A 6,506-nucleotide genomic window follows, 5' to 3' on the forward strand; every position below is an offset into this window, starting at 1 on the left:
CCCATGCGTTTGGAGGCCCCGCCGCAAAGGACGACGCCGAGCAGTTTGGGGTCAGGACTGGGCATAAGCGAGAAGCGAAGGACGTCGGTGGATGTGGGGCAGCGGATATCCTCCCCTCGCTGCGCTCGACCCCACTCGCATCAAGTTAAGTTCTCGGTTCGTCATTGAACTGAAGTCACCTTCCCTTTGGGATGTCGATTTAATTTCTGACGGATATGGCACCCTTCTCCCCCGCAAATCGTGAACAAGCTTGCTTGTCGATTTGTGGGGGAGAAGGGTCGCGGAGGAGTTTGCGACGACACGGGAGGGTGACTGTTTGACATCAGACGCACAATGCTACGACGCGTCTTGCTTGTCGATCACGTCTTCGACCCAGGACTTGGCTCGCATCATGGTGGGGAATCCGATCGTCGGGGCGGAGACGACGGCGACGTGCCGCAGGTCATCGGGCGTGCAACCGGCTTCGAGTGCTTTGCGGCAGTGCGAGTGGGCGGCACCTTCCAGTCCGGCGCCCAACGAGATCGCCAGCTTGACCAGTGCGACTTCGCGGGCCGACAGCGGACCGGCTTCTTTGGCGGCCTTCCCGAATGCCTCGTAGGATTGCATCAGGTCGGGATAGTCCGAGTGCATTTTCTTGTAGGGTTTCGGAATCATGATTGTTGAACGATCTCGTGGAGGAGGGCTTCGATGGTAAAGGGATTCGCGACGGCGTGAACGGTCAGCCCCCGTTCTTCCAAGGCGGCGGCTGTGACGGGCGAGATCGCGGCGAGTCGGACGTGTTTCAACCGGTCGCCGTATAAACGAGACAGGTTGATTGCCGTCGCGCTGCTGGTGACGGTGACCCAATCGATCTTTCCATCGTCCATCGCCTCGATGATCGACGGATCGGCGGAGTCGACGTCGACATTTTGATAGGCGACGACTTCGTGCACCTCGGCCCCGGCGTTTTTCAGTTTGCTCGGCAGTTCGTCGCTTCCACGGCTGGCGCGGATGATCGTGATCGATTGACCCGCCGCCGAGGATTGCAACTCGTCCACCAAGGACGTGGCGCGATAGTCTTCCGGTAGGATATCGGTGCGGATGCCCTGTTCCAACAATTTCAGCTGAGTCTTTTTGCCGATCGCGGCGACGGAGATGCCGGCCAGCCGACGGGAGTCGTATCGCAATTCGTGCAGGCGGCGAAAGTAATGTTCCACGCCGTTGGCACTGCAAAAGATCAGTTGGTCGGTGTCGTCGAGGTTTTCAATCGATCGGTCCAGCGCGGTAAAGTCGTCGATCGGTTTGACGGCGATCGCGGGGGCGATCAGGGGATAGCCGCCCAAGTCACGGATCGCGTCGGCCAGCACGTCGGCTTGATCGGCCGGCCGGGTGACCAGAATGGTTTGACCGTGAAGCGGCCGATGCTGGACCCATCGCATCGAATCGGCCAGCGTCGTGACGGCACCGATGATCGCAATCACCGGCGGGCGAAAGTTGCTCGCGGGGGTGAGCCGCTGGGCGACTTCATCGAGCCGGCAGTGGAGCGTGGTTTGATCGGGCAAACTGCAGCGTCGGACGAGGGCGGTCGGGGTCGCGGGGTCTTTGCCGGCGTTGATCAACGCGTCGGTCCAGACCTTCGCCGTCGTCACGCCCATGTAGATCACCAAGGTGCCGGGAAATCGGGCCAAGGCGTCCCAATCCAACGCCGATTCGCTCTTTCCGGGTTGTTCGTGACCGGTGACCAAAGCGACGGCGGAGGCCAGTTTTCGGTCGGTGATCGGGATGCCGGCGTAGGATCCGGCGGCCAGGGCGGCGGTGATACCGGGGACGATTTCGAAGGGGATCCCGGCCTGATTCAAGGCGTCGACCTCTTCGGAGGTGCGGGCAAACACGGCCGGATCGCCGCCTTTGAGCCGAGCGACGGACTTTCCCAAGGCCGCGTGGCGAAGCATTTCCTGGATGATCTCGTCTTGCCGCCAAATCCGCGTTTGCCCGTGTTTTCCTACGCAAATGTGCTCGGCGGCAGGCGCCAGGGCCAAAATTTCGGCGTTGCTCAAGCCATCGTAGAGCACGACGTCGGCCCCCCGCAGACAGCGAGCCCCCCGGAGGGTCAGCAGTTCGGGGTCCCCCGGACCGGCACCGATCAGATAAACAATTGGTTTCATGGGGATAATTGAGCGTAATGGGCGGGTTTTTCGTAGTCCTGGACCGCCATGATCGGGCGACAAAACAGAGTTCCAAGTTGACTCTGGACAGCAAGACCAAGCATCGCCATACTACGCGGCCCTCAAATTGGGCGAAATCAAGCCCATGGGCGGCGAGTGCGCCAACTGTCAGCCAAGAAGTACGAACTGGACTCTCGGCCGATCGTCCCCTGCTACGAACATTTTCCGGCAACCATTACGTAACGAAATGCCAAACACAGCGAGTGCCAAGAAACGGCTCCGTCAAAACGACAAGCGACGCCAACACAATCGTACCCTCCGCAGCCGGATGCGCACGCAACTTCGCCGCGTCCGCGAAGCCGTCGCCGCCGGCGACAGCGAAACGGCTCAATCGGAGTTTCGCATCGCCACCAAGCGACTCGATCAAGCCGCTGCGAAAAACTTGATTCACAAGAACGCAGCCGCTCGCAGCAAGAGCCGGCTGAGCAAGCTGGTCAAGTCGGTCGCGTAGCGATCGGCCAGGCACAGCCAGGGCTGCGACTGGCGTCGCAGGGGTCGCAAGCTGGAAGCGTACGCCACTAGCGCTTTCGGGGCACTTTGGAGACGAAGTGCACCGGTTGTTCGGGCAACGATTCGAGGAACAGCTTGCCGTAGCGCTTGGTGCAAACGCGGGGGTCGAGCACGACCACCATGCCGCGATCGGATCGGGTGCGGATCAAGCGACCGACGCCCTGGCGGAATTTGATCGCGGCTTCGGGCAACTGATAGTCCGTGAAGGGATTGCCGCCGCTTTTTCGAATCGCATCGAGCCGGGCTTCGAGCAACGGATGGTCGGGAACAGCAAACGGCAATTTGGTGATGATCACGTTGGTCAACGCATCACCAGGAACATCCACGCCCTGCCAGAAACTATCGGTGCCGAACAGCACGCCGGGGCTCTTCTTGAACGCGTCGACCATCTGCGATCGACTTTGATCGCCGCCTTGCGTGTACAGCGACAGATTCTTCGACGCCAACCAACTGCTCAACCGGCTGGCGCATTGCTTGAGCAACCCGTAGCTGGTGAACAACACGAACGCTCGGCCGCCGGAATGTTCCACGAACCGTTTGATCTGGTCCGGCAACGCACGCTCAAACGCGTCTCGCTCTTTGGACGGATCGGGCAGATCGCGGACGACGACGACCTGTGATTGTTTGGAATAATCAAAGGGGCTGCCGACGCGGACCGACATTCCACCGGTGAGCCCAACGCGGGAGCGAAAGAATTTGAACTTGTCGTCGTTGCCCGATGCGATCGTCGCGCTGGTCATCACGACGCTGCGGATCATCTTGCTTTGGAACAGACACTCGCGCAATGCCGAGCCCACGTCGATCGGTGACGATGAGAGCTGCACCCGGTCCATGCCGCTCCGGGTCGGGGTGGCTTCGACCCAGAAAACGGTGTCCTCGTCTTCCTGTTTCAGCCAACGGTCCAACGAAGAACTGAGCAACATCAGACGGTCGTGCGAGGATTCGAAATCCATTCGATCCGACTCTTCTTTCTGTCCCTGAGCCTGGGTCAACAGTTTCAACGCCAGCTCCTTCATCGGCTTGGAAAGTGAGTTGCTGACCACGTCGGGTGCGGCGACGCGACCGTTGCCGGGCGCGTGATCGCGTTTCCAATCCAGGATGTCGGCAAAGAACGTGCTGTGGGCAAAACGCAACCGGTCGACTTCTTGTTGCAGCCCGCGCAGGTCTTTCTCGACCAACAATCCTTTCTGTTTGCGGTCGTTGTACAGCCGATCAAACAGGAACGTGAATTGCCCGCTGGTCAACCGCAGCCCCAGGTGTTCGCCCGCGACGGCTTCGGCGGTGTGGCATTCGTCCAAAATCACCGCGTCGTAGTCGGGCAACAACGCCACGCCTTCGTTGCGGAGGGCCAGGTCACTGAAGAACAACGCGTGATTGACGATCAACAACTGCGCGTTGGTGGCTCGGCGACGGGCCCGAAAATAGAAACAGTCTTTGAAGTGGTCGCACTTCTTTCGCAGACAATTGCCGGTGTCACTGACGATCTCATCCCAGACTTCGCGATCGGGTTTAAAGGGCATCGATGCCAGACTGCCGTCGCTCGATTCGGCCGCCCATTTCTGGGTGTGGCGAAGTTGTTGGTACTGGATGTCCGACCCCAGCAGCGAAGTCATTTTGCCCAGCGTGCGTTCCAGCCGTCGCTTGGACAGATAGTTGCTCCGCCCCTTGACCAGCACACTGGAAAACTCTCGCGGGATGACGCTATTGAGCAAGGGGACGTCTTTGGCAATCAGTTGCTCTTGCAGACTGATCGTGTGTGTCGAAATCAAGACGCGGGGGCGGCGCGTTTTTTCGTCGGAGGTCTTGATGATCGGCTCGCCGGTCGCGTGCAACACGGCCGGCACCAGGTAGGCAAAGCTCTTTCCGGTGCCCGTTCCCGCCTCGGCCACCAAGTGCTGACCCGTTTGAAGTGCCTTGGCGACGGCGTTGGCCATCTGCAACTGCTGCTCACGGGGCTCGTAGTTCGGCATCCGGGCCGCGATACGCCCCTGGGCGCCGAGAATCGCATCGACAGTCAGTTCGTCTTCGGTCAATCGAGGGGCACGTGAGTGGGGCAAGGGGTCGGGTGACTTTACCCAACTAACATACGGGCGAAGATCAGAGAGCGGAACTCGTCCGCATCGAGATCCAATCACCGAGTCGATCCAACCGCACTGGTACCCGGCCCACCGCACGGCCACCCGGACCCCCGTTTGCTAGCAAACTGAGCGGACAGGGGGTTCTGTGCGGGGGCGTACACTGAATCGATCCGCGGAAGATTTCGGCGGACCGATGCGAATGACCAGAGGTGTCTTTGCGGCGGCGATAAATCAGATGTCACCGACGGGTTTTCCACGTCGGTTTGGTTGTGACAGGCGGCGCCCGCGGTTAAGTTTCTGGTGGCGTCGCGAACCGCTCCGGGGGGTCCGGTCGAGCGGAGTGGCGTGTGGGCTTTTCCACTCGTCGGACTTTTCCACTCTGGAATCAGAAGGAATTAAACATGGCAAAGAAGAAAGCAGCTGCAAAGGGTCCCAAGGTGGATCCGAATTTGAAAGCCGTTTTGGAGCGCGAGCCGGGCTTGGCGACGACCCTGCAGCAGATCGAAAAATCGTTCGGCGAAGGATCGATCATGCCGCTCGGTGCGTCGACGCATTTGGACATCGAAGGCATTCCGACGGGCAGTTTGTCGCTGGACATGGCACTCGGCGGACAGGGGATTCCACGGGGCCGGATCATCGAAATTTTCGGTCCGGAATCCAGTGGTAAGACGACGTTGGCACTGCATGTGTGTGCCGAGGCGCAAAAGCAAGGCGGGATCGCGGCGATCATCGACGCCGAGCACGCGTTTGACCCGAGTTGGGCGAAGAAGCTGGGTGTCGAATTGGACACGCTGTTGGTCAGCCAGCCGGGCAGCGGCGAAGAAGCGATGCAGATTTGCGAAATGCTGGTCAAAAGCAACGCGGTCGACACCATCGTGATCGACTCGGTCGCGGCCTTGGTTCCCAAGAAAGAACTGGAGGGGGAGATCGGTGACAGTCACGTCGGTTTGCAGGCTCGATTGATGAGTCAAGCGATGCGAAAGCTGACCGGTGCGATTGCCAAGAGCAAGTGCGCGGTGATCTTCATCAACCAGATTCGGGAAAAGGTCGGCGTGATGTTCGGCAGCCCCGAGACGACGCCGGGCGGACGGGCGCTGAAGTTCTACAGTTCCTGCCGGATCGACGTCCGTCGCATCGGTGCACTGAAAGACGGCGAAGAGCAAGTCGGCCAGCGGGTCAAAGCCAAGATCGTCAAGAACAAGGTCGCACCTCCGTTCCGTATCGCTGAATTCGACATGATGCACAACAACGGCATCAGCTACGAAGGCGACTTGTTGGATCTGGGAACGACCCACAAGGTCGTCAACCGCAGCGGTGCTTGGTTCAAGTACGGTGAAACGTACCTGGGTCAAGGCAAGGAGAAGGCACGCAACTTCTTGATCGAGAACACCGACGTGGCGGAGGAGATCAAGCAGAAGGTGATGCAAGCTGGCGGATTCGGTCCGCCGGTGGACGAAGCACCGATGATCGACGACGCCTCTGAACTGGACGTCGAAGCCGGCGAAGAAGTCGCCAATTCGTAGCGCTCGAATCTTGTGATTCGGTTGCAATCCCCGTGGGAGAGGCTTCCAGAGCGTCAAATCGGTGTCGGATCAATCGTGTTGCGACGTCGACGCGTAGGTCAGGCTGTGCCTGACGGCCCCTCGGTCGAAGTCAACCCATACGCATCAAGTTGAGAAGTAACCCTCCCGTGTGCGGGAGGGTCGAGCGCAGC

The 6,506-nt window shown here is 59.9% G+C and carries 5 protein-coding genes; 2 read left to right on the forward strand and 3 right to left on the reverse strand.

The window, feature by feature from the left end:
* Positions 1-336: 336 nt before the first annotated feature.
* Complete coding sequence (locus tag ABX749_RS17050) at positions 337-654, reverse strand: carboxymuconolactone decarboxylase family protein (RefSeq protein WP_372897024.1); 318 nt, start codon at positions 652-654, stop codon at positions 337-339.
* A complete protein-coding gene (gene cobA, locus ABX749_RS17055) occupies positions 651-2,144 on the reverse strand; it encodes a uroporphyrinogen-III C-methyltransferase (protein ID WP_372897025.1) in 1,494 nt (497 codons plus the stop codon). Before cobA ends, ABX749_RS17050 begins: the two co-directional genes overlap by 4 nt.
* Before the next feature lie 247 nt (positions 2,145-2,391).
* Between cobA and rpsT the strand changes: the two genes are divergently transcribed.
* Complete coding sequence (gene rpsT / locus ABX749_RS17060) at positions 2,392-2,655, forward strand: 30S ribosomal protein S20 (protein WP_372897026.1); 264 nt, start codon at positions 2,392-2,394, stop codon at positions 2,653-2,655.
* Positions 2,656-2,722: 67 nt separating this feature from the next.
* On the opposite strand, the gene ABX749_RS17065 is transcribed toward rpsT, so the two are convergent.
* Positions 2,723-4,684: an ATP-dependent DNA helicase gene (locus tag ABX749_RS17065; RefSeq protein ID WP_372897027.1), complete on the reverse strand. Its 1,962-nt coding sequence runs from the start codon at positions 4,682-4,684 to the stop codon at positions 2,723-2,725.
* A 509-nt stretch (positions 4,685-5,193) separates the two neighbouring features.
* On the opposite strand from ABX749_RS17065, the gene recA reads away from it, so the two are divergent.
* Positions 5,194-6,315: a recombinase RecA gene (gene recA / locus ABX749_RS17070; protein WP_145221470.1), complete on the forward strand. Its 1,122-nt coding sequence runs from the start codon at positions 5,194-5,196 to the stop codon at positions 6,313-6,315.
* Positions 6,316-6,506 lie beyond the last annotated feature (191 nt).

It is taken from the genome of Stieleria sp. (assembly GCF_041595215.1).
Taxonomy (GTDB): domain Bacteria; phylum Planctomycetota; class Planctomycetia; order Pirellulales; family Pirellulaceae; genus Stieleria; species Stieleria magnilauensis.